At 63.0% G+C, this 24,830-nt stretch carries 20 protein-coding genes; 8 read left to right on the top strand and 12 right to left on the bottom strand.

Going from position 1 to position 24,830, the window contains the following annotated elements; genetic code table 11:
* Positions 1 to 48 precede the first annotated feature (48 nt).
* From QA643_RS36065 to QA643_RS36020, 10 genes are all read right to left on the bottom strand, one after another.
* Complete coding sequence (locus tag QA643_RS36065) at positions 49 to 2,196, bottom strand: EAL domain-containing protein (protein ID WP_283030420.1); 2,148 nt, start codon at positions 2,194 to 2,196, stop codon at positions 49 to 51.
* A 182-nt stretch (positions 2,197 to 2,378) separates the two neighbouring features.
* The gene (locus tag QA643_RS36060) at positions 2,379 to 3,668 is read right to left on the bottom strand and encodes a DUF4147 domain-containing protein (RefSeq protein ID WP_283030419.1); all 1,290 of its coding nucleotides are present in this window, start codon (positions 3,666 to 3,668) and stop codon (positions 2,379 to 2,381) included.
* 128 nt (positions 3,669 to 3,796) lie between these two features.
* Positions 3,797 to 5,023, bottom strand: coding sequence for an ABC transporter substrate-binding protein (locus tag QA643_RS36055; protein WP_283030418.1), 1,227 nt, complete (start codon positions 5,021 to 5,023; stop codon positions 3,797 to 3,799).
* 157 nt (positions 5,024 to 5,180) lie between these two features.
* Positions 5,181 to 6,410, bottom strand: coding sequence for an ABC transporter substrate-binding protein (locus tag QA643_RS36050; protein WP_283030417.1), 1,230 nt, complete (start codon positions 6,408 to 6,410; stop codon positions 5,181 to 5,183).
* 187 nt (positions 6,411 to 6,597) lie between these two features.
* On the bottom strand, positions 6,598 to 7,821 hold the full coding sequence (locus tag QA643_RS36045) for an ABC transporter substrate-binding protein (protein WP_283030416.1): 1,224 nt from the start codon (positions 7,819 to 7,821) through the stop codon (positions 6,598 to 6,600).
* A 30-nt stretch (positions 7,822 to 7,851) separates the two neighbouring features.
* A complete protein-coding gene (locus tag QA643_RS36040; protein ID WP_283030415.1) occupies positions 7,852 to 8,868 on the bottom strand; it encodes a branched-chain amino acid ABC transporter permease in 1,017 nt (338 codons plus the stop codon).
* 2 nt (positions 8,869 to 8,870) lie between these two features.
* Positions 8,871 to 9,749 carry a branched-chain amino acid ABC transporter permease gene (locus tag QA643_RS36035; protein WP_283030414.1) on the bottom strand — a complete coding sequence of 293 codons (879 nt, stop codon included), beginning with the start codon at positions 9,747 to 9,749 and terminating at the stop codon, positions 8,871 to 8,873.
* A gap of 12 nt (positions 9,750 to 9,761) precedes the next feature.
* Positions 9,762 to 10,475, bottom strand: a complete 714-nt coding sequence (locus QA643_RS36030) for an ABC transporter ATP-binding protein (protein ID WP_283030413.1) — start codon at positions 10,473 to 10,475, stop codon at positions 9,762 to 9,764.
* Positions 10,472 to 11,269 carry an ABC transporter ATP-binding protein gene (locus QA643_RS36025; protein ID WP_283030412.1) on the bottom strand — a complete coding sequence of 266 codons (798 nt, stop codon included), beginning with the start codon at positions 11,267 to 11,269 and terminating at the stop codon, positions 10,472 to 10,474. Before QA643_RS36025 ends, QA643_RS36030 begins: the two co-directional genes overlap by 4 nt.
* Positions 11,270 to 11,338: 69 nt before the next feature.
* Positions 11,339 to 12,202, bottom strand: coding sequence for an IclR family transcriptional regulator (locus QA643_RS36020; protein ID WP_283030411.1), 864 nt, complete (start codon positions 12,200 to 12,202; stop codon positions 11,339 to 11,341).
* A 168-nt stretch (positions 12,203 to 12,370) separates the two neighbouring features.
* On the opposite strand from QA643_RS36020, the gene QA643_RS36015 reads away from it, so the two are divergent.
* From QA643_RS36015 to QA643_RS35985, 7 genes are all read left to right on the top strand, one after another.
* The gene (locus QA643_RS36015) at positions 12,371 to 14,467 is read left to right on the top strand and encodes a 3-hydroxyacyl-CoA dehydrogenase NAD-binding domain-containing protein (RefSeq protein WP_283030409.1); all 2,097 of its coding nucleotides are present in this window, start codon (positions 12,371 to 12,373) and stop codon (positions 14,465 to 14,467) included.
* A gap of 128 nt (positions 14,468 to 14,595) precedes the next feature.
* Positions 14,596 to 16,284: a dicarboxylate--CoA ligase PimA gene (gene pimA, locus QA643_RS36010; RefSeq protein ID WP_283030407.1), complete on the top strand. Its 1,689-nt coding sequence runs from the start codon at positions 14,596 to 14,598 to the stop codon at positions 16,282 to 16,284.
* A gap of 202 nt (positions 16,285 to 16,486) precedes the next feature.
* Positions 16,487 to 17,677: a pimeloyl-CoA dehydrogenase large subunit gene (gene pimC, locus QA643_RS36005; protein ID WP_283030405.1), complete on the top strand. Its 1,191-nt coding sequence runs from the start codon at positions 16,487 to 16,489 to the stop codon at positions 17,675 to 17,677.
* 169 nt (positions 17,678 to 17,846) lie between these two features.
* Positions 17,847 to 18,989: a pimeloyl-CoA dehydrogenase small subunit gene (gene pimD / locus QA643_RS36000; RefSeq protein WP_283030404.1), complete on the top strand. Its 1,143-nt coding sequence runs from the start codon at positions 17,847 to 17,849 to the stop codon at positions 18,987 to 18,989.
* A gap of 167 nt (positions 18,990 to 19,156) precedes the next feature.
* Positions 19,157 to 19,930 (top strand): SDR family oxidoreductase, encoded by a 774-nt coding sequence (locus tag QA643_RS35995; protein ID WP_283030403.1) that lies wholly within the window; start codon positions 19,157 to 19,159, stop codon positions 19,928 to 19,930.
* A 229-nt stretch (positions 19,931 to 20,159) separates the two neighbouring features.
* On the top strand, positions 20,160 to 21,662 hold the full coding sequence (glpK, locus tag QA643_RS35990) for a glycerol kinase GlpK (protein WP_283030401.1): 1,503 nt from the start codon (positions 20,160 to 20,162) through the stop codon (positions 21,660 to 21,662).
* A gap of 117 nt (positions 21,663 to 21,779) precedes the next feature.
* Positions 21,780 to 22,373, top strand: coding sequence for a GNAT family N-acetyltransferase (locus QA643_RS35985; RefSeq protein WP_283030399.1), 594 nt, complete (start codon positions 21,780 to 21,782; stop codon positions 22,371 to 22,373).
* A gap of 158 nt (positions 22,374 to 22,531) precedes the next feature.
* On the opposite strand, the gene QA643_RS35980 is transcribed toward QA643_RS35985, so the two are convergent.
* Entirely contained in the window at positions 22,532 to 22,948 is a 417-nt protein-coding gene (locus QA643_RS35980) for a DUF6636 domain-containing protein (RefSeq protein WP_283030398.1), read from the bottom strand.
* Between the two features lie 222 nt (positions 22,949 to 23,170).
* Here QA643_RS35980 and QA643_RS35975 point away from each other — a divergent pair, with 222 nt between their 5' ends.
* On the top strand, positions 23,171 to 23,800 hold the full coding sequence (locus tag QA643_RS35975) for a glutathione S-transferase family protein (protein ID WP_283030397.1): 630 nt from the start codon (positions 23,171 to 23,173) through the stop codon (positions 23,798 to 23,800).
* Between the two features lie 133 nt (positions 23,801 to 23,933).
* Here QA643_RS35975 and maiA read toward each other — a convergent pair whose 3' ends face one another.
* On the bottom strand, positions 23,934 to 24,596 hold the full coding sequence (gene maiA, locus QA643_RS35970; protein ID WP_283030396.1) for a maleylacetoacetate isomerase: 663 nt from the start codon (positions 24,594 to 24,596) through the stop codon (positions 23,934 to 23,936).
* Positions 24,597 to 24,830: the final 234 nt, after the last annotated feature.

The following is a 24,830-nucleotide window of genomic DNA, read 5'->3' as shown; positions in this document are numbered from 1 at the left end:
CACCTGAGGTCTGGTGCTACGCACCATCCCGGAATGACGATGCGGGTGTCACGCCGCGACGATACGGCCCTGAATCCCCCGCAGCCCTCGTCCCGACAGGAACTGCCGCTCGATCTCGGCGGCGGGTAGCGGTTTGCTGAACAGAAAGCCCTGCATCTCCGTGCATCCTTCGGAAGCGATGCTGTGGAGTTGTTCCGCAGTTTCGACGCCCTCGGCGGTCGCCGTCATGCCCATGCCATTCGCCAGCGCCGCGACGGCCCGCACGATGTTGAGCGAGCTGGAATTCTCGGTGATGTTTTTGACGAAGGAACGGTCGATCTTGATCTTGTCGAACGGAAAGCTCTGCAGATAGGTCAGCGACGAATAACCGGTGCCGAAATCGTCCATGGCGATGCGGATTCCGAGCGCGCGCAATTGATGCAGCAGCGCCAGCGTCGTTTCCTTGTGGTGCAGCAGCACGCTCTCGGTGATTTCGATCTCTAGCCGCGTCGGTGAAAGACCGGAGGCCGCAAGCGCGCTGACGATCACCTGCATCAGGCCGGGGCTGCGAAATTGGATCGCCGAAATGTTGACGGCGACATGAAGATGTTCTGGCCATTGCGCCGCGGTGGCACAGGCCTGCCGGATGACCCATTCGCCCATCGGCACGATGAAGCCGATCTCCTCGGCCAGCGGGATGAATGTGGCCGGCGAGATCAATCCCTTGGTCGGATGATTCCAGCGGATCAAGGCTTCGAAGCCCGAGATTTCCTTGCTCGCGAGGTTGACGACGGGCTGATAGTGCAGCTCGAACTCGCCGGCCGGCAGCGCCCGGCGCAGATCCTGCTCCATGATGCGGCGGGTCTGCATCTGCAGGTCCATCACGGGCTCGAAGAAGCGGAACGTGCCGCGGCCGTCGCTCTTGGCGCGATAGAGCGCAAGGTCGGCGTTGCGCAGCAGCTTGTCGGGATTCGATCCGTCGCCGGGGCCGACCGAAATGCCGATGCTGACGCCGATCACCGCCTGCTGGCCATCGATGTCATAGGGCTCGCTCAACGCATCGATGGCACGCTGCGCCAGCGCGGTGGCGTCCGCCGGGTCAGCAATGGCGGCCTGTACGATGACGAATTCGTCGCCGCCCATCCGCGCAATCGTGTCGGCGTCGGCAGCGAGGGCGCGCAGTCGTTCGGCGACGATCCTGAGCAATTTGTCGCCGCAGGGGTGGCCGAACGTATCGTTCACGGCCTTGAACTGATCGAGATCGAGGTGATGGACGGCCACCATCTTGCAGCTCTCAACCCTGACCAGCGCGTGCTCCAGCCGGTCGTTCAGCAGTACCCGGTTGGCCAGGTCGGTCAGCGCATCGTGATGCGCCATGTATTCGATCTTGACCTCGGACTGGCGCTGCTCGGTGATGTCCTCGTGCGTCGCGACCCAGCCGCCGCCCGGCATCGGCCGGTGACGGATCTTGAAAGTGCGCCCGTTCATCAGCTCGACGACGCTGTCCTTCGGTTCGTTGGAGACCGCGACGTTGGTGCGCCAGCGCAGATATTCGTCCCGCGTCATGGCGGGGAAGCTGCCGGCCTCGAACCTGAGGTCGACGATCTCGACCAAGGACATGCCGGGGCTGACGCGCTCGGGCGCGATATCGTACATCGAGACGAAGCGATCGTTGCAGACGATCAGGCGGTGGTCGGAATCGAAGAAGCACAGCCCCTGCGACATGTTGTTGATCGCGGTGTCGAACTGGAAGTTCTTGGCCCGCAGCGCTTCCTCCTGCTCGCGGCCGAGTTCGAACTGGTTCTTCAGCTGGGCATTGAGTTCTTCGCGCTGGGTGACGTCCTCATGCGTCGCCATCCCGCCACCTCCGGGCATCGGGTAGACGGTGTAGGCGATGATCCGGCCGTCGGTGAATGCCTGCACGGTGGTGTCGAGCGCGATGTCGCGGCCGATGCGCTCACGGATGTAATCGTCGGGCGCAAGCTGCACCTTCAGGCCGAGATTGAGCCGGTGCTGAATCAGATCCCGGGTCGGCGTGCCCGGCTTAACCTGTTCGGGTGAGAGCCCGTAAAGTTCCCGGTAACGCGCGTTGCAGAAAACCACTTCGCGCTTCTCGTCGAAGACGACGATACCGAGCGACAAATGATTGATCGCCTCTTCGAGGCGTGCGCTCAACTGCGCCGACCGCGTGGCGGTGATCTGGCTGCAATCCGTCATATAGCGTTTCCCCAGCCGCTATCGGCGGCTCTCCTCCTCCAGGAGATCGGCCCATTAGAAGCGCAAGCTGGTGAATCGCAGCTTGGAAGGCGGGTATCCGCTCGCGTGTTCCTGCTAACGTGCTCAACAAAGCGTTAATGCCATTTCGGCACGTAGAGGATGCGAAGCGTTGCCGGAAAAACCTAGGCGAGGTCCACCAGGAGCACCCTGACGTCGTTGACGTTGGTCAGCGTGGGGCCGGTCAGCAACAGATCGCCGGTTGCCGCGAAGAAGGCGGTCGCATCGTTGTTGGCGAGATAGGCCGCCGGATCGAGTCCGAGCGATTTCATCTTCGCAAACGTCGTCTGATCGATCAGGGCGCCGGCGGGATCGGTCGCACTGCCGGCGCCGCCGTCGGCGCCATCGGTGTCGGCGGCCAGCGCCACGATGCCGGTCGTGTCCTTTAGAATATCCGCCAGCGCCAGTGCATATTCCTGGTTGGGGCCGCCGCGGCCGTTGCCGCGCACGGTCACCGTCAGCTCGCCGCCCGACAGGATGGCGGTGCGCTTGCCGTCGCTGCGGGCCTTCAGCGCCAGCAGAGCGTGGTCGGCGGCAACCTCGCGTGCCTCGCCTTCGAGATCGGCGCCGAGGCCGATCACCTCATAGCCCGCATCCCTTGCGACCTTGATCGCCGCGTCGAGCGAGGCCTTCGGCCTTGCGATCATCTCGAAACGCGCGCGGGCGAAGGCGGCATCGCTGGGCTTGCAGCTCTCATTCCTGGCGTCGTCGAGGGCGCGTTTGACGGCGTCGTCGACCACGAGATGATATCTTGCGACCAGCGCGCGGGCGTCCGCCAGCGTGCTCGGATCGGGCACCGTCGGTCCCGATGCGATCGCGGAAGGCTCGTCGTGCGGCACGTCCGAGATCGCGAGCGTCACGATCTCGGCGGCCCGCTGTCCGGCGCGGGCCAGCCGGCCGCCCTTGATCCGCGACAGATGCTTGCGGACAATGTTCATCTCGCCGATCGGTGCGCCCGATCGCAATAATGCACGGTTGACCTGCTGCTTCTGCGCAAACGAAACACCGTCGGCCGGTGCGATCCAGTTGGCCGATCCGCCGCCGGACAACAATACCAGCAACAGATCGTCGGCGGTCACTTCCGCAGCAAGACGCAGCGTTTCGTCGGCTGCTTTCAATCCGGCTTCGTCGGGCACGGGATGGCCGGCCTCGACGACTTTGATCCGCCGCGTCGGCACGCCGTGGCCGTGGCGCGTGGTGGCAAGGCCGTCCAGCCGCGACGGATCGAGCCCCAGCGTGTCGAGATAGTGCCGCTCGGCGGCGGCGGCCATCGCGGCCGCGCCCTTGCCGGCGGCAAGGCAGACCACCTTGCCCTTGGGGGCCGGAGGCAGATGCGCCGAGAGCACGACGTCGGGATGGGCGGCCGCAACGGCCGCGTCAAAGATCGCACGCAAGAGGGAACGCTGGTCAGTCATGGCTTGCAACGGGCTGCTAACAGGACGGGGGGTCTGGTTATCCATCCATTCGCCGCAAAAGAAAACCCCCGCGGAAGGTCCGCGGGGGCGCCCGTAGCCGTAAATCGGCCAATCGGGATTCCGAATGACTAGCCGCCGGCGTCGCCGGAGAGGATCTCGCCGAAGCGTTCCCAGGTCTCGCCCTTGAACTTGATCAGTTGCACCGAGGAGATCGGGGCAAAGTCGGTCGGCGACGTGTTGACCTTGATACCCGGCAACAGCCCGTCGAGCTCGAGATCCTTGATGCTCGCGGCCTGCTTCATGACGTTCTCACGGGTGAGATTGTCACCGCAGGCTTTGAGCACATGTACGAGGCCCTGCGCGACGGTATAGCCGAACATCACCGAGGCATCGGCGCGGTTGGCTTCCGGATAATATTTGTCCAGGAACTCGTTCCATGCCTTCATGCCCTTATCGTTCTTCCACTGCGCATCCGTCGGATCCTTCAGATACTGCGAGGAGATGATGTCCTGGGCATTTTCCATGCCTGCCGGCTTGATGACGCTGCCGATCGAGGCAGAAACGTTGTTGAGGAAGTGCAGCGGCTTCCAGCCGATCTCGGCGTTCTTCTTGATCGCCTGCGCCGCGAATTTCGGCGTGGTGATGTTGATGAACACGTCGGCGCCGGTCGCCTTCAGCTTGACGATGTGGGAGTCGATTGTTGGTTCGGAAACCTCGTAGCTTTCTTCCAGCACGATCATCGACGCAGCCTTGGCGCCGAGCCCGTCCTTGAAGCCCTTCAGATAGTCCTTACCGTAGTCGTCGTTCTGGTAGAGAATTCCGATCTTGGCGTTCGGCTTCTCCTTCAGAATGTACTTCGCATAGATCTGTGTTTCGCTCTGGTAGTTGGGCTGCCAGCCCATCGTCCACGGGAAGTTCTTCGGATCGTTCCACTTGGTGGCGCCGGTCGCGACGAACAGCTGCGGCACCTTCTTGCTGTTCAGATACTTCTGGATCGCGGTGTTCGGCGGCGTGCCCAGCGGATTGAAGATCAAGAGGACTTCGTCGCTCTCGACCAGCTTGCGCGCCTGCTCGACTGTCTTCGGCGGCGAGTAGGCGTCATCATAGCTGATGAAGTTGATCTTGCGGCCGTTGATGCCGCCCTCCGCGTTGACCTTCTTGAAATAGGCTTCCTCGGTCTTGCCGATCACGCCGTAGGCGGAAGCCGGTCCGCTGTAGGGCATGATGTTGCCGATCTTGATTTCGGTATCGCTGGCGCCGGGATCGTATTTCTTCTGTGCGAAAACGCTGCTCGAGGTTGCCACGAGCAATCCGAACGCGGCCGAAGCAACCGCAAGTTTTTTCATTTTGGACATTTCTGTCTCTCCCTTTTCATTTCTTAATGTAACCGTCGGGCCGCTTGACGAGGCTCTTGTGACAGCGTCGTGATTAGCATCTTGCCGGAGGCCTCACAACAAAAAGCCCCTGCGGCAAAGCCGCAGGGGCTGCTTCCTTGGTGGGCGGCCCGAAGGGCTAGCCGCCGACGTCGGCGCTGATGATGTCGCCGAACCGCTCCCAGCTTTCGCCCTTGAAGCGCATGAGCTGCAACTGCGAAAGCGGCGCAAAGTCGGTCGGGCTGGTATTGACCTTGACGCCCGGCAGCAGGCCACTCGGTTCGAAGTCCTTCATGTTGGCTGCTTGCTTCATTACGTTTGCGCGCGTCAGATCGTTACCGCAGGCCTTCAATACGTGCACGAGGCCTTGCGCCACGATGTAGCCGTACATCACGCTGACGTCAGCGCGATTAGCCTCGGGATAGTATTTATCCAGGAACTCATTCCAGGCCTTTACCGCCGCATCGTTCTTCCATTCCGGATCGGTCGGATCCTTCAGATAGGCCGAGGAGATGATGTCCTGGGCGTTCTCGAAGCCGGCCGGCTTGATCACGCTTCCGATCGAAACCGAAACGTTGTTGAGGAAGTGCAACGGCTTCCAGCCGATCTCGGCGTTCTTCTTGATCGCCTGCGCCGCGAATTTCGGCGTGGTGATGTTGAAGAAGACGTCGGCGTTGGTCGCCTTCATCTTGACGATGTGGGAGTCGATCGTCGGTTCGGAAACCTCGTAGCTTTCCTCAATGACGATCAGGGAAGCTGCCTTCGCGCCCAGGCCGTCCTTGAAGCCCTTCAGATAGTCCTTGCCATAGTCGTCGTTCTGGTAGAGCACGGCGATCTTGGCGTTGGGGTGGTTCTTCAAAATGTACTTGGCGTAGATCTGCGATTCGCTCTGGTAGTTGGGCTGCCAGCCCATCGTCCACGGAAATTCCTTCGGGTCGTTCCACTTGGTGGCGCCGGTGGCGACAAACAGTTGCGGCACCTTCTTTGAGTTGAGGTACTTCTGGATCGCGGTGTTCGGCGGCGTGCCGAGCGAATTGAAGATGAGCAGGACTTCGTCGCTCTCGACCAGCTTGCGGGCCTGCTCCACCGTCTTCGGCGGAGAGTAGGCGTCGTCATAGCTGATGAAGTTGATCTTGCGGCCGTTGATGCCGCCCTCGGCATTGATCTTCCTGAAATAGGCTTCCTCGGTCTTGCCGATCACACCGTAGGCGGAAGCCGGTCCGCTGTAGGGCATGATGTTGCCGATCTTGATTTCGGTATCGGTGGCGCCGGTGTCGTATTTCTTTTGTGCTAATGCGCCGCTGCTGGTTGCGGCTAGCAATGCGAGGGCAGCCGCACAGGCTCCCAATCGCAAGTTGATAGCGAGCATTGTTTGATCTCCCTAGGATCACGATGGATGTGTCATCTTCTTTTTGATTGGAGCGCTTGGCGGCTCTTTGTAGGGCTATTGAATACCTTTCAGCCTTGTCCAGCAACAAAAAGCCCCGCGCGACGGTGTCGCGGGGGCCGATATTTAGTCGGATACTCCGGGAAACTACCGCCCGGCGGAATATTGGTTAATGGCCGACTTCGCCGCTGATGACGTCGCCGAACATGTCCCACTTCTCGCCCTTGAAGCGCATCATTTGAAGTTGCTCGATCGGGGCGAAGTCGGTGGCCGACGTGTTGATCTTGATTCCCGGCAGCAGCGTATCGGGCGCGAAGTCCTTCAGGTTCGCGGCCTGTTTCATGATGTTCGCGCGGGTCAGGTCGTCGCCGCACATTTCGAGCATCTTGGTCAGGGTCTGCGCCGCGCCATAACCATAGATGACCTGGCTGTTGTGGCGGTCGGCGTCCGGATAGTACTTGTCGAGGAAGGCCAGAAACTTCTTTATTCCGGGATCGTCGTGCCATTGCGCGTCGCCAGCGTCCTTGGCGTAGTGCGCCGAAAGCACGCCTTGCCCGTTCTCGAATCCCGCCGGCCTCATCACGGCGCCGACCGACGTCGAGACGTTGGCGACGATCTGCAGCGCCTTCCAGTCGATCTCCGCCATCTTCTTGATGGTCTGCGCCGCGAATTTCGGCGTCGTGATGCTGATCAGGACGTCGGCGCCGCTGGCTTTGAGCTTGACGATGTGGTTGTCGATCGTCGGTTCCGAGATCTCGTAGCTTTCCTCGGCGATGATCATCGAGGCCTTGGCGCCAAACCCGTCCTTCAGGCCCTTGAGGTAGTCCTTGCCGAAGTCGTCGTTCTGATAGAGCACGGTCACCTTGGCGTCCGGCTTTTCCTTCATCAGGTATTTGGCGTAGATGCGCCCCTCGCTCTGATAGGAGGGCTGCCATCCGATGGTCCACGGAAAGTGCGTGGGATCGTTCCACTTGGTGGCGCCGGTGGCGACGAACAGTTGCGGCACCTTCTTGGCGTTGAGATATTTCTGGATCGCGGTGTTGGACGGCGTGCCGAGCGGATTGAACACCACCAGCACCTCGTCGCTCTCGACGAGCTTGCGCACCTGCTCGACGGCCTTCGGCGGGCTATAGGCGTCGTCATACGAGATAAACTTGATCTTCCGCCCGTTGATGCCGCCGTTGTCGTTGATCATCTTGAAGAAGGCTTCTTCGGTCTTGCCGATAATGCCGTAGGCCGAGGCTGGGCCGCTGTAGGGCACGATGTGACCGATCTTGATTTCGCTATCGGTCGCACCGGTGTCGTATTTCTTCTGCGCGAGCGCGGGACCGGACGTGAAAACGAATGCGGCGACCGCCGCCCCTAAGGCGGCAGTCCAGCGTGATGCGGGCATGATGTCTCCTGAGTTTGTCCGTTAGCTTTCTTAGTTCTTCTTGAGCTTGCCCAGGATCTGCTGGGCGATCAGCGCGACCTGCCTTGCGCCGTGCGGTACGAGGAAGATCACCAGGAACAGAAGCACTCCGAATACGGCGCCGGAGAGGCCCTTGGAGATGCTTTCGGCGATATTGGGCACGAAGATGATGAAGGCGGAGCCGACGATCGATCCCGGCAGCCAGCCGACGCCGCCGACGACCATGCCGAGGAACAGCGAGATCGACAGCACAATAGTGTAGCCGTCGGGCGCCACGAACTGCACAGCGATGGCGCCTAAGCCGCCGGCCACGCCGGTGATGGCGGCGGACACGCCGAACGCCAGCGTCTTGTACAGTGCGACGTCGACGCCCATGGCGGACGCCGCGATTTCATTGTCGCGGATCGCCATGAAGGCACGGCCCGATCGCGACCGCAGCAAATTGACGGACGCGACGTAGATGCCGATCGTGATCGCGAGCGTGAAGTAATACAGCCACATGTCCTGCGACATCGGCAGGCCGAACGGCGCATCGGGCTTGGTTACGACCAGCCCCTGCACGCCGCCGGTCCAGTGTTCGACAAAGTGCAGCTTCAGCAATTGCGGCATCGCGGTGGCAAGCGCGAAGGTCGCCAGCGCGAGATAAACGCCGGAAAGCCGCAGCGCCGGCTGGCCGAACAGGAATCCGAAGGCAAAGCAGATCACGCCCGCAATCGGCAGCGTCAGCGCGTAGTTCATGCCGGCGTGCTCCATCAGGATCGCCGACGTGTAGGCGCCGACCGCATAGAACGCGCTCTGGCCAAGCGAGAACTGGCCGCTTCCGCCGGTCAGGATGTTGAGCGCAAGAACCGCGAGCCCGTAGATCAGGAGCATCGTCATCTGGAAGATGATGAAGTTCTTGACGAACAGCGGAGCCAGGACCAGCGCGGCCAGAACCACCAGCGAGGTGCCCAGGCCGAGCGTCATCGCCCGCTTCGGAACGGCCTCGACGGCCGGTGCTTCTGTGACGACTTCCTCAGCAGCGCTCATGATCAAACTCGCTTCACGATGGGCCGGCCGAGCAGGCCAGCGGGTTTGAAGACCAGGACGGTGATGATCAGCGCAAGCGCGATCGGCAGTTTCAGTTCGTTACCGACGCCGGGGATGTAGGTCCCGGCGAGATTTTCAAAGATGCCGACGAGGAAGCCGCCGACGACGGCGCCGAGCGGCGAGGTCAGGCCGCCGAGCACGGCCGCGGCGAAGCCATAGAGCAGCACGCCCAACATCATGTTCGGCTCGAGGAACACGACCGGCGCAATCAGGATGCCGGCGATCGCGCCGATTGCCGAAGCCATGCCCCAGCCGAGCGCGATCATCCAGGAGGTGTTGATGCCGACGAGGCGCGCCGATTCGGGCAGCGCGGCCGCCGCGCGCATCGCAAGTCCGATGCGGGTGAACTGGAAGAACAGATAAAGTGCCACCAGCAGCAGGATGGTCACGCCGATCATGCCGGCCTGGTGGGTCGAGATCAGCTGGCTGCCGAGGAAGGGCGATGATCCGAAAGGCGTCGGATATTGCTTGATGGTGAAATCCCAGATCAGGCCGGCGACCGAGTTGATGATTCCGTATAGCGCGATGAAGCCCGCGACGTTGGTCAACACCGGCGCCTTGGCGAGCGGCTTGAACAGCAGGCGTTCGATCAGGATGCCGCCGGCGAAGGAGATCACCAGCGTGATCAGGAACGCCCACCAATAGGGCACGCCCCACTGCATCAATTGCCAGGAGATGAAGGTCGAGAACATTGCCATTTCGCCCTGGGCGAAATTCAAATGGTCGATCGCCTGGTAGATCATCACCACCGCAAGCGCCATACAGGCGTAAATCGCGCCTGTGGCGATGCCGGCCAGGACCTGGTTGGTAAACAGCTCCATAGTCCTGCTCCTTTAGTAGCCGAGATAGGATTTGCGGATGTCTTCGTTGTTCGCGATGTCCTTGGCATTGCCCGACATCACGATCCGTCCGGTTTCGATCACATAGGCCTGGTCGGCGAGTTCCAGCGCCAGCTGCGCGTTCTGCTCGACCACCAGGATGGTGACCTTGTCCTCACGGTTGATCTTGCCGAGAATCTTGAACAGCTCGCGCACGATCAGCGGCGCCAGGCCGAACGACGGCTCGTCCAGGAGCATCAGGCGCGGCCGCAGCATCAATGCGCGGGCGACCGCGAGCATCTGCTGCTCGCCGCCCGACAGCGTGCCGGCCTGCTGGGTATGTCGCTCCTTGAGCACCGGGAAGTGCTCGTACATGCGCTCGATGTCGGCGACGATGTTCTTCTTGTCGGTGCGGGTGATGGCGCCGAGCTGCAGGTTTTCCTCCACCGTCATGGTGGTGAAGGTGCCGCGGCCCTGCGGCACATGGGCGATGCCAAGGCGGACGACGTTCTCGGTCGAACGGGTGCCGATCGGCTTGCCCTCGAACTCGATCGCGCCGGTCGAGCGCACCATGTTGCAGATCGCGCGCAGCGTGGTGGTCTTGCCGGCGCCGTTGGCGCCGAGCAGGGTGGTCAGCGAGCCCTCGTTGAGCGAGAAGGATAAGCCGTGGAGCGCCTGCACCTGGCCGTAATAGGCGCGCAGATCCTTGACGTTGAGCATCGCGGTCATTGGTCCTTGCTCCCCAGATAGGCCTTGATGACGTCAGGGTCGGCCTGGACCTGGCTAGGGGTTCCTTCGGCAAGCTTGCGGCCGAAGTTGAGCGCGACGACGTGGTTGGCGATCGACATCACGAGACCCATGTGATGCTCGACCAGCAGCACGGTGAGATGACGCTCGTCGCGAAGCTTCTTGATGAGGTCGCCGAGCACATAGACTTCCTCATGGTTGAGGCCGCCGGCCGGCTCGTCGAGCAGCAGGATCTTCGGATCGGCGGCAAGCGCCCGCGCCAGCTCGACGCGCTTCTGGGTGCCGAACGGCAGCCCCGACACCACGGTGTGGGCGACCTCCTCGAGATTGAGATAGGCGAGGATCTCGTGGACCTTCCTGTTGACACTGGCTTCGCTGCGGCGAACCCAGGCAAGCTTCAGCGAGTCCGAGACGATGTCGCTGGAGGTGCGCGCATGGCAGCCGACGCGGACATTGTCCGATACCGAGAGGTTGGGAAACAGCGCGACGTTCTGGAAGGTGCGGCCGATGCCGATCTCGGCGATCTTGTGCGCCGGGCGCGTCAGGATGCTCGCGCCTTCCATCAGGATATCGCCGGAGGACGGCTGATAGAGTCGCGAGAGACAGTTGAACAGCGTCGTCTTGCCGGCGCCGTTCGGCCCGATCAGGCCGAGGATCTGCCCCTTGTGCATGTCGAAGGAAACGCCGTTCAGCGCGATGATGCCGCCGAACACGACGCTGACGTCGCGAACCGCGAGCAGAGGAGCGTGTCCCTGCGCGAGCTGTGCCTGCGTCATCGCGTCCCGCCCGCCCTGAAAACGGAGCGGGAATGACCGTGCGAAATTATTTCCCGGTCATGGTGAAGGCTATTCGATCCCCTCGGCCAAACGTGCAACTCTTCCTCCTGCTTTCGACTTCTTGCTGTCTGTTTTTTTGATTTGCGGAGCTGCGCCGCCCAGCGCAGCCTCGATTTTTCTTACCATCGTGACCAGGCGAGGTCCAATGTCGGTCATCAGGCGTCCTTCCGTGAAGCGGAATGCCGGCGCGCCGCAGTTGAAGGCATACGGACCTGTTCCGTCATTCAGCTTCAGCGCCACGCCTACCGCATGCACATCTTCCTGCCACTCGCCCGCGGAGATCGTGAATCCGTGACGCGCAACCATTTCGCCGGCGCGTTCGATGCCGTCGCGCATCCGCGACCAGCGGCTGCCATAATGATCGCGCAGTTCGCGCAACAAATTAGCACGTTCGTCGTCAGGCAGCGCCCAGATATAGGCGCGCCCCATCGCCGTGGTCGCGATCGGCACGCGCGAGCCGACGTCGAGCTGGATGCCGAGCAAGCCGGTACGGCTCTGCCCGAAATAGATCATGCTGTGGCGGTCGCGCCCGCCGACGGCAACGGCGCCGCCGGTCTCGCGCATCACTTCTTCACGATAAGGTTCGGACAAATGTCGAACGCCGAGATTGGCCAGGGCGGCATACCCCAGCGCCATGGCTGACGGCGCCAGCTGATACTTTTCGAAGCGCGGAACGGGTGTAAGATATCCCAGCTTGGTCAGGGTGTAAGTCAGCCGGGAAATGGTTGGCTTCGGCAAATTAGTACGGGCGGCAAGTTCTTGATTGCCGAGAAGCCCGTCATTGGGATGAAATGCGCGCAACACATCTAACCCGCGGGAGAGGGCGACGACAAAGCTGCGATCGGTCGCCACTTTTTTCCCTGGACGCTTCATTACCCGCTACTGCTGCTGATGAGCTCGTTGACAACGGACGTGCTTCAAAATAACCCTCCGTGTCAAGATGTGGAATTAAATTTCGCACTGCGAAATTAGTAGAATGACCCCGTAACCACTCGACGCAAGTCGCGTGGCATCCAAGAACAAGCGACCAGGGAGAGTCCCGTGAGCGAAGTTGTAAAACTCGATCGTCATGACGTCATTGCCATCGTCACGGTCGACAGTCCTCCGGTCAACGCGCTGAGCGCCGCCGTGCGCGGCGGCATCTATGAATGCATGAAGAGCGCGATTGCGGATGCTGAGGTGAAGGCGATCGTCTTGACCTGCGCCGGCCGTACCTTCATCGCCGGCGCCGACATCACCGAGTTCGGCAAGCCGCCGAAGCCCCCGGGTCTCGCCGAGGTTCTCGACCTCATGGAAAAGTCGCCGAAGCCGATCGTTGCCGCCATTCACGGCACCGCGCTCGGCGGCGGCCTCGAGGTCGCGCTGGCATGCCACTATCGCGTCGCCGTTAAGGAAGCCAGGCTCGGCCTACCCGAAGTGAAACTGGGCCTTCTGCCCGGCGCGGGCGGCACGCAGCGGCTGCCGCGTGCGGTCGGCCCCGAGCTTGCGGTCAAGATGATCGTCGGCGGCGATCCGATCAGCGCCGCGGACGCGCTCAAGAACGGCCTGATCGAGGAGATCGTCGAGGGACCGGCGTCGGGCGGCGAAGCCTTTGCCCGCAAGGTGCTGGCCGAGAACCGCCCGCTGCGCAAGCTGCGCGACGACGATTCCAAGCTGGCCGCGGCCAAGGCCGATATCTCGATCTTCACCAATGCGGTCGCGGCGATGACCAAGAAGGCGAGGGGCCTGGAAGCCCCGTTCGCCGCGGCGGACGCCGTGCGCGCCGCGATCGAACTGCCGTTCGATGAAGGCCTCAAGAAGGAGCGTGAAGGTTTTCTCAAGCTGGTCGCCAGCGACCAGTCCAAGGCGCAGCGCTATGCCTTCTTCTCCGAGCGCGAGGCCTCGAAGATCGCCGGCGTGCCTGAAGGCACCAAGCCGCGCAAGGTGGAGCGCGTCGCCATCATCGGCGCCGGCACCATGGGCGGCGGTATCGCGATGTCGTTTGCCAATGCCGGTATCCCGGTCACGCTGATCGAGACCGGCGAGGAAGCGCTCAAGCGCGGCATGGGCATCATGCAGAAGAACTGGGAAGCCACCGCCGCGCGCGGCGGCATCCCGGCGGATGCGCCGGCCAAGCGCATGGCGCTGATCGACGGCAAGGTCGGCCTCGAGAACGTCAAGGACGCTGACCTTGTGATCGAAGCCGTGTTCGAGACCATGGCGGTGAAGAAGGAGGTGTTTGGCGCGCTCGACCAGCACGCCAAGCCCGGTGCGGTGCTCGCTAGCAACACGTCCTATCTCAACATTGACGAGATCGCGAAAGTGACAAAGCGGCCGCAGGACGTGCTCGGCATGCACTTCTTCTCGCCCGCCAACGTCATGAAGCTGTGCGAGATCGTCCGCGCCGAGAAGACCGCGCCGGATGCACTGACGACCGCCGTTGCCATATCGCGCAAGATTGCAAAAGTGCCGGCCGTGGTCGGCGTCTGCGACGGCTTCGTCGGCAACCGCATGCTGGCCCAGCGCGGCAAGCAGTCGGAAAAACTGCTGTTTGAGGGCGCATTGCCGCAGCAGGTCGATGCCGTGGTGACAAAATTCGGCATGCCGATGGGGCCGTTCGCGATGAGCGATCTCGCCGGCCTCGACATCGGCTGGCGTTCCCGGAAAGATCGCGGCATCAAGTCGGAAATCGCCGACGCGCTGTGCGAAGCCGGCCGCTTCGGCCAGAAGACCGGCAAGGGCTATTACAAATATGAAGGCGGCTCGCGCTCGCCGCTGCCCGATCCCGATGTCGAGAAGCTGATCGACGAGACCCTGCAGAAGCTCGGCAAGAAGCGCCGCGTCGTCAGCGACGACGAGATCCTCGAGCGCATGATGTACCCGATGATCAACGAGGGTGCGCGCATCCTCGAAGAGGGCATCGCGGCGCGGCCGAGCGATATCGATGTGATCTGGCTCTATGGCTACGGCTGGCCGATCTATCGCGGCGGCCCGATGTTCTACGCCGACCAGGTCGGGCTGAAGCACATCGCCGACCGTCTCTCCTATTATGCCAAGGAGACCAACGATCCCTCGCTCGAGCCGGCGCCGCTGCTCAAGCGCCTCGCCGCGGAAGGCAAGACGTTTGCCTCGCTGGCCGCGGCGTCGAAGGCGGCTTGATGGGCCGAAGGCCTCATCCTCGGTCGTTCCGGGGCGCGCAGAGCGCGAACCCGGAACCTCGAGATTCCGGGTTCGCTCGCTGTGCGCGAGCGCCCCGGAATGACGCGAATATTCTCTGAGAACCGCCCATGACCCATCCCGGCGAACAGTTCTATCCGCAAGGCGTCCGCTGGGACGAACCCATCGAGCGCTATCCGCTGCCTGATCTGCTGTCGCGAGCTGTTCGCGATTACGGCACGCGCACAGCGATCGAATTCCGCGACCGACCGATCAGCTATGCCGGGCTGGAGGACATGGTCGAGATTGCCGCGAGCGCCTTCCTGCGCGCCGGCTACGGCAAGGATACGTCCGTCGCCCTGTTCCTCGGCAACACGCCCGATCATCCGATCAATTTCTTCGGTGCATTGAAGGCGGGCGCGCGCCTCGTGCATCTGTCGCCGCTCGACGGCGAGATCGCGCTGTCGCACAAGCTCACCGATTCCGGCGCGCGGGTCGTCCTCACCAGCAATCTCTCCGCGCTGCTTCCGACCGCGCTGAAGTTTCTCGACAAGGGGCTGATCGACAGATTGATCGTCTGCGAGGACGACGATTGGGGCAAGGTCGGCACGCCGCAAACGCCGCTGCCGAATAATCCCGCCATCATCACCTACCGGCAGTTCGTGGAAGGCGTAAGCAAGCCGGCCAGCTGGCCCGCCATCGGCGTGGATGACGTTGCCCTGCTGCAGTATACCGGCGGTACCACCGGCCTGCCGAAGGGCGCCATGCTCAGCCACGGTAATCTCACGGCGGCAGTCTCGATCTACGACGTTTGGAGCGGGCCGGCACGGGCCGAGCGCAATGCGATCGAACGCGTGATATGCGTGCTGCCGCTGTTCCACATCTATGCGCTCACGGTGGTGATGCTCTCCTCGCTCCGCCACGGCAATCTGGTGTCGCTGCACCAGCGCTTCGACGTCGAAGCCGTGATGCGGGACATCGAGGTGAAGCGTGCCACCATTTTTCCCGGCGTGCCGACGATGTGGATCGCCATCGCCGCGCTGCCCGATCTCGACAGGCGGGATTTCTCATCGCTGCGCACCGCCGGCTCGGGCGGCGCGCCGCTGCCGATGGAAGTCGCAAGGATTTTTGAGCGCAAGGTCGGCATGAAGCTGCGGAGCGGCTGGGGGATGACCGAGACATCCCCCGCTGGCACTGCGCATCCGGAAGACGGACCGGACAAGCCCGGCTCGGTCGGCGTGATGCTGCCCGGCATCGAGATCGACGTGGTGTCGCTGGAAGACCCGACCAAGGTGCTGCCCGTCGGCGAGACCGGCGAAATCCGCATCAGGGGGCCAAACGTCACCAAGGGCTACTGGAATTTGCCGAAGGCAACCGCCGAGGCTTTCGTTGGCGACCGTTTCCTCACTGGCGATATCGGCTACATGGATGCCGACGGCTATTTCTACCTGGTCGACCGCAAGAAGGACATGATCATCTCCGGCGGCTTCAACGTCTATCCGCAGATGATCGAGCAGGCGATCTACACCCATCCTGCCGTGCAGGAAGTGATCGTGATCGGCATCCCGGACGATTACCGCGGCGAGTCGGCGAAAGCCTTCATCACGCTGCGCGCCGGCGCCGAGCCGTTCACCATCGATGAGCTGCGCGGCTTCCTCGCAGGCAAGCTCGGCAAGCACGAGCTGCCGACCGCCGTCGAGTTCGCCGCGGAACTGCCGCGCACCGCGGTCGGCAAGCTGTCGCGCCACGAATTGCGCATGCAGCAGACGTCGCAGGCTGCGCCATCGAAACAGCAAGCCGCATCAGGAGGTCGCGCCTAAACCGCACCATCGTCCCGGCCTTGCGCCGGGACCCATACGCCACGGCCACGCTTGGGGCAGATGGGGAGACGGCTTTGCCAGTTACAGAAGCCGGTTGTTATGGGTCCCCGCGCCCCGTGCGCAATTGCGCACTAGGCGGGGACGACGAAATAGAGAGTTCACGCTACAACGAATGTAATTCATTCGCTCACAGGAGGGTCCGATGGATCTCGCTTTCAGCAAGGAAGAAATCGCGTTTCGTGAAGAGGTCAGGGCCTTCTTCCGGGACAACGTGCCGCCGGAGACCCGGCGCAAGATGGTCGAGGGCCGTCATCTCTCCAAGGAAGAGATGATCGCCTGGTGGCGCATCCTGAACAAGAAGGGCTGGGGCGTCTCGCACTGGCCGAAGGAATATGGCGGCACCGGCTGGACCTCGGTGCAGCACTACATCTTCAACGAAGAGCTGCAGATGCATCCGGCGCCGGCGCCGCTCGCCTTCGGCGTCAGCATGGTCGGCCCGGTCATCTACACCTTCGGCAATGAGAAGCAGAAGCAGCAGTACCTGCCGCGGATCGCCAATGTCGATGACTGGTGGTGCCAGGGCTTTTCGGAGCCGGGCTCGGGATCGGACCTCGCCTCGCTCAAAACCAAGGCGGAGCGCAAAGGCGACAAGTACATCATCAACGGCCAGAAGACCTGGACGACGCTGGCCCAGCACGCCGACATGATCTTCTGCCTGTGCCGCACCGACACCAATGCCAAGAAGCAGATGGGCATCTCCTTCATCGTCTTCAGTATGAAGAGCAAGGGCGTCACCGTGCGCCCGATCGAGACCATCGACGGCGGTCATGAGGTCAACGAAGTCTTCTTTGACGACGTCGAGGTGCCGGTCGAGAATCTGATCGGCGAGGAGAACAAGGGCTGGGATTATGCAAAATTCCTGCTCGGCAACGAGCGCACCGGCATCGCCCGGGTCGGCGTCTCCAAGGAGCGGCTGCGCCGCATCAAGGATCTCGCCTCCAAGGTCGAACAGAACGGCAAGCCCGTCATCGAGGACCAGGGTTTTCGCGAGAAGCTTGCGGCGTGCGAGATCGAGCTGAAGGCGCTCGAACTGACCCAGCTTCGCGTCGTCGCCGACGAAGGCAAGCACGGCAAGGGCAAGCCCAACCCCGCGTCCTCGGTGCTGAAGATCAAGGGCTCGGAAATCCAGCAGACCACCACCGAGCTTCTGATGGAAGTGATCGGCCCGTTCGCCGCGCCCTACGACGTGCATGGCGACGACGGCTCCAACGAGACCATGGACTGGACCGCTCAAATCGCGCCGAGCTACTTCAACAACCGCAAAGTCTCGATCTACGGCGGCTCCAACGAGATCCAGCGCAACATCATCACCAAGGCGGTGCTGGGGCTGTAGTTCGCCGCACAAACAAATGCGGTCCCCCGCGAAGGCGGGGACCCAGTACGCCGCAGCGGTCATGGCTTACGACGCGCCGGTGATTACTGGATCCCCGCTTCCGCGGGGATGACGACCGAGAGTAAGGCAACAGGGCTGCCCGCATTGAATTCTGGAGAGAGCAGAGAACATGGATTTTGATTTGACCGAGGAGCAGCGGCTTCTCAAGGAAAGCATCGACGGTCTGTTGACCGACTCCTACGATTTCGATGCACGCAAGAAGTACCAGAAGGAGAAGGGCGGCTGGAGCAAGGCCGTCTGGAACAAGCTCGCCGAGCAGGGCCTGCTGGGCCTGCCGTTCGCCGAGAACGATGGCGGCATCGGTGCCGGCGCGGTCGAGACCATGATCGTGATGGAAGCGCTCGGCAAGGCGCTGGTGCTGGAGCCGTATCTCGCCACCGTCGTGATCGGCGGCGGATTCCTGCGCCATGGCGCTTCGGCCGAGCAGAAGGCCGCGCACATCCCCGGCATTATCGACGGCAGCAAGACCTTTGCCTTTGCGCAGCTCGAGAAGAACTCGCGCTATGATCTCGGCGATGTCTCCACCACGGCCAAGAAGAAGGGCGACGGATGGGTGATCGACGGCGAGAAGTTCGTCGTGCTGAACGGCGAGAATGCCGACACGCTGATCGTCACCGCCCGCACCAAGGGTGGCCGGCACGACAAGACCGGCGTCGGCGTGTTCATCGTGCCGGCGAACGCCAAGGGCGTCACCCGCAAGGGCTATCCGACCCAGGACGGCTTGCATGCTGCCGACATCACCTTCACCGGCGTCGAGGTGGGCGCGGATGCTGTGATCGGCGATCCCGAGAACGGCCTGCCGCTGATCGAGCGCGTGGTCGATGAGGCCCGCACCGCGATGTGCGCGGAAGCGGTCGGCGCGATGGATGAATCGCTGAAGAGCACCATCGAATATCTCAAGACGCGAAAGCAGTTCGGCGTGCCGATCGGCAGCTTCCAGACGCTGCAGCACCGCGCCGCCGACATGTTCGTCGCGCTGGAGCAGGCCCGCAGCATGTCGATGTTCGCGACCATGGCCGCCGATTTCGACAGCGCCAAGGAGCGCGCCACCGCCGTCGCCGCCGCCAAAGTGCAGATCGGCAAGTCCGGCAAGTTCATCGGCCAGCAGTCGATCCAGCTTCACGGCGGCATCGGTATGACCCAGGAAGCCAAGATCGGCCACTACTTCAAGCGGCTGACCATGATCGAAAATACGTTTGGCGACACGGATTACCACCTCCGCCGCGTCACCGACGCGGGCGGGCTGGTGTAAGACCGCACTCAAGCTGTCATCCCCCGCGAAAGCGGGGGATCCAGTATTCCAGAGAATTCGCCATCATCACTTCTGCCGCGGCGTACTGGGTCGCCCGGTCCCAGTGCGCAATTGCGCACAAGGCCGGGCGACGACAGTGGTGTGCGGAGCACGCGGAGAAACTAACAATGAAAAACACCCCGTTCGATCTCACCGGAAGAGTCGCCGTCATCACCGGCTCCAGCCGCGGCATCGGCCGCTCTTCGGCAGAGTTGCTCGCAAAACTCGGCGCAAAAGTCGTGATCTCCAGCCGCAAGGCCGACGCCTGCCACGAGGTGGCTGAAGGCATCAAGAGATCCGGCGGCAACGCCCATGTCATTGCCTGCAACATCTCGCGCCGCGAGGAAGTCGAGGCGCTGATTTCGGGCACGACAAAACATTACGGCAAGGTCGACATCCTCGTCTGCAACGCTGCGGTGAACCCGTATTACGGCCCGCTGCTCGACATCAAGGACGAGGCCTTCGACAAGATCATGAGCAGTAACGTCAAGAGCAACATCTGGCTCTGCGCGCTGGCGATCCCGCAGATGGCCGAGCGCGGCAACGGCTCGGTGGTGATCATCTCCTCGATCGGCGGCCTGCGCGGCTCGACCGTGATCGGCGCCTACGGCATCTCCAAGGCGGCGGATTTCGCGCTGTGCCGCAGCCTCGCCGGCGAATGGGGCCCGAAGGGCGTGCGCGTCAATTGCGTCGCGCCGGGCCTCGTCAAAACCGATTTCGCCCGCGCGCTGTGGGAAGATCCAGAAAACCTCAAGCGCCGCACCGCAAGCACACCGCTGCGCCGCATCGGCGAGCCCGACGAGATCGCCGGCGCCGTGGCCTATCTCTCCTCCGATGCCTCCACCTTCATGACCGGCCAGACCATCGTGGTCGACGGCGGCGTGACGACCGCGGCGACGTAGCTTTCGCGCCGCGGCCTATCCACGCGTCGTCCCGGCCTTGAGCCGGGACCCATAACCACCGTCGTTAGTTGGTGAGGACCATCTAACTCCAGCGCAAAATAGAGAGGCCGCGGCGTATGGGTCCCGGCTCACGCTTCGCTTGGCCGGGACGACAGCAAGATATTGACCTTCGCCTCCCAATCGGATTGCCTCTCTTCCTAACCGACAATCCTCCCGGGGAAGCAACGTCATGTCCTTTGTGCTGGCCATCGATCAGGGCACCACGTCCTCGCGCGCCATGGTGTTCCGATCAGATATTTCCATCGCCGCCACCGCGCAGCAGGAATTCCCGCAGCATTTTCCGGCTTCCGGCTGGGTCGAGCACGAGCCTGAGGACATCTGGACCTCGACCATGACGGTCTGCCGCCAAGCGCTGGAGAAAGCCGGCCTGAACGCCAAGGACATCGCTGCGATCGGCATCACCAACCAGCGCGAGACCACGGTCGTCTGGGACCGCGCCACCGGGCAGGCGGTGCATCGCGCCATCGTCTGGCAGGACCGCCGCACCGCCGACATCTGCGCCAAGCTGAAAGCCGAGGGGCACGAGCCCGCGATTTCGGCCAAGACCGGCCTGATCATCGATCCCTATTTCTCGGGAACAAAAGTCGCCTGGATTCTCGACCATGTGCCGGGCGCGCGCGAACGGGCCGGCCGCGGCGAACTGATGTTCGGCACCGTCGATTGCTACCTGCTGTGGCGGCTGACCGGCGGCAAGGTGCACGCGACCGACGCCACCAATGCGTCGCGCACGCTGCTGTTCAACATCCATACCGGCGAGTGGGATGACGATCTATTAAAGCTTCTGCGCGTGCCGCGCTCGATGCTGCCGGAGGTGAAGGATTCTTCGGCCAAATTCGGCGACAGCGACGCCGACCTGCTCGGCGGCTCGATTCCGATCGCGGGCATTGCCGGCGATCAGCAGGCCGCGACCATCGGCCAGGCCTGCTTTACGCCCGGCATGATCAAATCGACTTACGGCACCGGCTGCTTCGCGCTGCTCAACACCGGCACGACGCCGGTGGCCTCGAAGAACAAGCTGCTCACCACCATCGCCTATCAACTGGGCGGCAAGCGCACCTACGCGCTGGAAGGTTCGATCTTCGTCGCAGGTTCCGCCGTGCAATGGCTGCGCGACGGCCTCGGCATCATTAAGCAGGCCTCCGAGACCGGCCCGCTCGCTGACAAATCCGATTCCATGCAGAGCGTCTATCTGGTGCCTTCCTTCGTCGGCATGGGCGCGCCCTACTGGAATCCACGCGTGCGAGGCGCGCTGTTCGGGCTGACCCGCAACACCGGCCCCGCCGAGCTCGCGCATGCCGCGCTGGAAAGCGTTTGCTACCAGACCTTCGACCTCTGGGCCGCAATGCGCGCCGACTGGCCGGACGCCACCGCCGCCAACATCGTGCTCCGCGTCGACGGCGGCATGACCGCCTCCGACTGGACCATGCAACGCCTCGCCGACCTGCTCGACGCCCCCGTCGATCGCCCGATGATCCAGGAGACCACGGCGCTGGGCGCGGCCTATCTCGCGGGCCTGTTCGCTGGCGTCTATCCGGAGCCGGCAAGGTTCGCCGACAACTGGCGGCTCGAACATCGCTTCAAGCCGAACATGAGCAAGGCCACGCGCGAGCGCAAGCTGGCGGGCTGGGCGAGGGCGGTGAAGGGCGTGCTGGCGAGCGACGAGGGGGAGTAGCCCTCACTCCGCCGTCATGGCCGGGCGTGACCCGGCCATCCACGCTTGGCCACGCAAGCAAAGCAAGACGTGGATGCCCGGGACAAGCCCGGGCATGACGTTGAGAAAGATTGCACAATGATCCTTCCCGACGGCTATTTCGACATCCCCGCCGGCAAGGTCGCCGCCATCGTTACGCATCTGGAGATGACGGCGCGTCCGACGCCGCGCCCTGATCCCGCCGGCGCCTGGTCGCTGCGCCGGGTCGAGACGCCGCCGCTCGACTGGTTTCGCGATCTCTATCGCCGCATCGGCGAGGAATGGCTGTGGATTTCCCGGATCAGGATGAGCGATGCCGAGCTTGCGGCTCATCTGCATTCGCCGCAGCTCGAAGTCTATGCGCTGGTCGATGACGGCGGCGACGAAGGCCTGCTTGAACTCGATTTCCGCGAGCCCGGCCAGTGCGAGATCGTCATGTTCGGCGTCACGGCAAAACTGGTCGGCAGCGGCGCCGGCCGCTGGCTGATGGACCGCGCGCTTGATATCGCCTGGTCGCGGCCGATCGATCGACTCTGGCTGCACACCTGCACCTTCGACCACCCCGCGGCGCTGGCGTTCTATCAGCGCTCCGGCTTTCGCCCGTTCCGGCGGCAGGTCGAAGTGACGGATGATCCGCGGCTGGACGGCACCGTGGCGCGGGATGTGGCGAAACATGTGCCGGTGATTGAGTAAGGCGCCAACGCGTCCTCATCGACCGCTGTCATCCCCGCGAAGGCGGGGATCCAGTATTCCAGAGCAGTTGGGCTAGAGCCGAGCCGCCGCGGCGTACTGGATACTCCGCTTTCGCGGAGTACGACGATTGTATTTGGCGCGCCTTCGAGCGTCTCTCTTCAAAACACCTCCTGCTTCGCCTTCGCCAGCGAAAACCCGCGCCGCTCCGTATTGAAGCACGTCACACCCGCCTGCTCGGATTTGCACGTAAATCCCCCGCGCTGCCACACCTCGCCATAGCCGAGGACTGGCAGCGATTTATCCATCACGGTGTCGCCGTGGCAGATGCGCGCGGCCGCGCCCTTGGCGTTCATCTCGAAAGCGCCACCATAGTCGAGCTCGCAATCGGCGGGGCGGCGCGGCTTGGTATCCATCGTGCTGATGTCGCAGCGGAGTATGTTCTGCTTGTCGTAGTCGAAATACTGGCAGGCGATGTTTTTCGATGGCGACTGGAAGCCGGCGGGGGTGGTTTGGGCGTTTGCGGTGGCGGCCACTGTCAGCAAGAACAGCGCAGAGAGCATGGGTAGGGTGCGCATCGGGACGTACCTGGCGTGTTGCATTGCTATCTAACGTACTTAGGATGGCGTGCAGCGCAACCCACAACAACCTCGTCATGCCCGGGCTTGACCCGCCTGCGGGGCCGAAGCCCCTTCGACGCGGCGAAGGCCCGGGCATCCATCAATCTTCGGAAGAGTCTCTCGAAGAAAGATGGATGGCCGGTTCAAGCCCGGCCATGACAGGCAGAGAGCAATACGAACATGATCCTGATCGGCCAATTCGACTCTCCCTTTGTCCGCCGTGTTGCCATCGCGATGCGGCTTTACGGCATCGAATTCGAGCACAAGCCGTGGTCGACCTTTGGCGATGCCGACAAGATCGCGGCCTATAATCCGCTGCGGCGGGTGCCGACGTTGGTGCTGGATAGCGGCGAGGCGCTGATCGAGAGCGCGATGATCCTGGATTATCTCGACGACCGCGTCGGCGAGGGCAAGGCGATGATCGCGAAGAGCGGCGAGGCGCGCTGGAAGCATCAACGGATTTGCGCGCTGGCGATGGGGCTCGGCGACAAGGGCGTCAGCCTGCTCTACGAGCGCGTGCTGCGCAAGGACAAGCAACTCGAGCTCTGGGTCGAGCGCTGCAAGACGCAGATCTCAGGCGTGCTCGAGGTGTTGGAGAAGGAGCGCGCCGCGGTGAAGGCACCGTACTGGTCGGGTGACAGAATCGGCCACGCCGACATCGCGGTCGCCTGCGTGCTGCGCTTCGTCGGCGAGGCGCACCCGCCGCTGTTCGACGCGCGCTATCCGGCGCTGAAGGCACATTCCGAACGCTGCGAAGCGCTGCCGCCGTTCCAGGGAATCGTCCAGCCGCTGGCGCCGCCGAAGGGATAGTCAGGGCCGGACAGTGTCCGGCCGCGCCCAGCGCCAGGCCCAAGCCTACTGTGCATGGGGTTGTTTTCGCGATTTTTGTTGGACCGGGTGAGGCGCGTCGGAAAGCCGCGCCGCCGAACGGCCAGGCCCGCTTTCAGGCCTTGGCCCGCATCGCCTCTGGCGTATCCGGCTGCGCCAGCGGATGCGCGTTTGCAAATTCCGGCAGTGCCATCGCGGTCTCGAAGATGCGCTTCACCGTCGGGTAGATCTTCAAATCGATCTGCTGTGTGATCGCGACGGTGACGTGGCCGACCACGCAGATGTCGGCGAGCGTCGGCGCATCGCCATGGCAGAAGCGGCCGGTGGCCTTGTTGTCGGCGAGATGCCCTTCCAGCCCGGTGAGCGTTTCCACGGTCCAGTGCCGCCGCCAGGCCGCCTGCTGGGTGTCGCGCAGGTTCAGCTCGTGATCGAGATAGCGCCGCACCCGCGGCGTGAGTAGCGGATGGCCCTCGCAGGCAACCATCAGCGCCAGCGCGCGGACGCGGGCGCGGCCGTTCAGGTCAGTCGGCAGCAAAGGCGGGGAGGGATATTTCTCGTCGAGATATTCGAGGATCGCGAGCGACTGGAACAGCGTGGTGCCGTCATCCTCCACCAGTGCCGGCAGCGCCATCTGCGGATTGATCTTCCTGTATTCGGGATCCCGATGGGCGTTGGCGTCGATGTCGACGAAGATGACTTCGGCCGGCACGTTTTTCAGATTGAGGGCGATGCGTACGCGAAAGCTCGCCAGCGATCGCCAGAACGAGAAGAATTTCATGGGAAGAGCCTCGGGCACTGTGTCATGCCCGGGCTTGACCCGGGCATCCATCCCCTCGCCACGAGTCTTGTGAAGATGGATCACCGGGTCAAGCCCGGTGATGACGAGGGAGGAGTGGCGACGCTCATGCAATGAGCGGCGGGGTGGGGTGATCTCTCGACACAGGCACTGTTGGATGGAGAGAGACCGTCACCCCACCTCGGTTCGCATTTCATGCGAACCGATCCTCCCCCT

Origin of the sequence: Bradyrhizobium sp. CB3481 (genome assembly GCF_029714305.1) — a bacterium.
Lineage (GTDB): Bacteria > Pseudomonadota > Alphaproteobacteria > Rhizobiales > Xanthobacteraceae > Bradyrhizobium.
Note: the sequence above shows the minus strand (reverse complement) of the source record. Positions and strands in the feature narration are given on the sequence as shown.

What these genes read in the sequence shown, in the direction of transcription:
- QA643_RS36030 (WP_283030413.1), bottom strand. Translation starts at nt 10,475, where the DNA reads ATGACCGCGATGCTCAACGTCAAGGATCTGCGCGCCTATTACGGCCAG.
- glpK (WP_283030401.1), top strand. Translation starts at nt 20,160, where the DNA reads ATGTCCTTTGTGCTGGCCATCGATCAGGGCACCACGTCCTCGCGCGCC.
- QA643_RS36040 (WP_283030415.1), bottom strand. Translation starts at nt 8,868, where the DNA reads ATGAGCGCTGCTGAGGAAGTCGTCACAGAAGCACCGGCCGTCGAGGCC.
- QA643_RS36055 (WP_283030418.1), bottom strand. Translation starts at nt 5,023, where the DNA reads ATGTCCAAAATGAAAAAACTTGCGGTTGCTTCGGCCGCGTTCGGATTG.
- QA643_RS35975 (WP_283030397.1), top strand. Translation starts at nt 23,171, where the DNA reads ATGATCCTGATCGGCCAATTCGACTCTCCCTTTGTCCGCCGTGTTGCC.
- QA643_RS36065 (WP_283030420.1), bottom strand. Translation starts at nt 2,196, where the DNA reads ATGACGGATTGCAGCCAGATCACCGCCACGCGGTCGGCGCAGTTGAGC.
- QA643_RS36025 (WP_283030412.1), bottom strand. Translation starts at nt 11,269, where the DNA reads ATGACGCAGGCACAGCTCGCGCAGGGACACGCTCCTCTGCTCGCGGTT.
- QA643_RS36050 (WP_283030417.1), bottom strand. Translation starts at nt 6,410, where the DNA reads ATGCTCGCTATCAACTTGCGATTGGGAGCCTGTGCGGCTGCCCTCGCA.
- QA643_RS35980 (WP_283030398.1), bottom strand. Translation starts at nt 22,948, where the DNA reads ATGCGCACCCTACCCATGCTCTCTGCGCTGTTCTTGCTGACAGTGGCC.
- pimD (WP_283030404.1), top strand. Translation starts at nt 17,847, where the DNA reads ATGGATTTTGATTTGACCGAGGAGCAGCGGCTTCTCAAGGAAAGCATC.
- QA643_RS36020 (WP_283030411.1), bottom strand. Translation starts at nt 12,202, where the DNA reads ATGAAGCGTCCAGGGAAAAAAGTGGCGACCGATCGCAGCTTTGTCGTC.
- QA643_RS35995 (WP_283030403.1), top strand. Translation starts at nt 19,157, where the DNA reads ATGAAAAACACCCCGTTCGATCTCACCGGAAGAGTCGCCGTCATCACC.
- QA643_RS36035 (WP_283030414.1), bottom strand. Translation starts at nt 9,749, where the DNA reads ATGGAGCTGTTTACCAACCAGGTCCTGGCCGGCATCGCCACAGGCGCG.
- QA643_RS35985 (WP_283030399.1), top strand. Translation starts at nt 21,780, where the DNA reads ATGATCCTTCCCGACGGCTATTTCGACATCCCCGCCGGCAAGGTCGCC.
- QA643_RS36045 (WP_283030416.1), bottom strand. Translation starts at nt 7,821, where the DNA reads ATGCCCGCATCACGCTGGACTGCCGCCTTAGGGGCGGCGGTCGCCGCA.
- pimC (WP_283030405.1), top strand. Translation starts at nt 16,487, where the DNA reads ATGGATCTCGCTTTCAGCAAGGAAGAAATCGCGTTTCGTGAAGAGGTC.
- pimA (WP_283030407.1), top strand. Translation starts at nt 14,596, where the DNA reads ATGACCCATCCCGGCGAACAGTTCTATCCGCAAGGCGTCCGCTGGGAC.
- QA643_RS36060 (WP_283030419.1), bottom strand. Translation starts at nt 3,668, where the DNA reads ATGACTGACCAGCGTTCCCTCTTGCGTGCGATCTTTGACGCGGCCGTT.
- maiA (WP_283030396.1), bottom strand. Translation starts at nt 24,596, where the DNA reads ATGAAATTCTTCTCGTTCTGGCGATCGCTGGCGAGCTTTCGCGTACGC.